This is a genomic window from Brevibacterium samyangense (assembly GCF_039529845.1).
In the GTDB taxonomy this organism is placed as follows: Bacteria; Actinomycetota; Actinomycetes; order Actinomycetales; family Brevibacteriaceae; genus Brevibacterium; species Brevibacterium samyangense.
This window is the reverse complement of the sequence record NZ_BAAANO010000004.1, coordinates 221,205-221,770: the sequence shown is the minus strand read 5'-3', so window position 1 is coordinate 221,770 and position 566 is coordinate 221,205. Positions and strand designations below refer to the sequence as shown.

The 566-nt window shown below is 76.9% G+C and carries 1 protein-coding gene; it reads right to left on the bottom strand.

Annotation, left to right across the window (positions count from 1 at the left end; genetic code table 11):
* A partial coding sequence (locus ABD172_RS02280) for a PfkB family carbohydrate kinase (protein WP_344306563.1) occupies nucleotides 1-505 on the bottom strand: 505 nt, incomplete at its 3' end.
* Between the last annotated feature and the right edge of the window lie 61 nt (nucleotides 506-566).

Sequence of the window (566 nt, the reverse complement as noted above, 5' to 3'; positions counted from 1 at the left end):
CGAGCGGCTCACCGCCGGTCGCTCCGGTGGTGGCGCCGATCGTGACCCCGGACGGGGCACCGGCCGAGGCGCCGCGGGCCATCGCCCGCATCGTCGCCTCGGTCGGTGCCCCGGCGCCGCGGTCGAGGCGGACCATCACCTGGTCGGCGACGACGATCCGGGACTTCGTCGTCGTCGCGAGCTGCGGGTCGACGACGAGGCCGGTGGTGTCGACCCCCGCCTCCTCGAGCAGTGCTCGGAGGCGGGCCCCGGCCGGGTCGTCACCGATCGCCCCGACGAGCGTCACCCGGGCCCCGAGCGCGGCGAGGTTGAGTGCCGTGTTCGCCGCCCCGCCGCCGGCCTCGATCTCCTCGGCGAGGTCGACGACGGGGGCCGGTGCCTCCCGGGCGAGGCGTTCGCTGCGACCGTGGAGCCACACGTCGAGCATGACGTCGCCGACCACGGTGATGCGCGGCGCCGCCTGGGCGATCTGCACCGGCAGCTCGGGGGTGAGGACGGTGCTCACGGCAGGACACCTCCTGCGGCCCGGGCCGGTACGACGGGCGCACCGGTGGGCACCGTCGGGG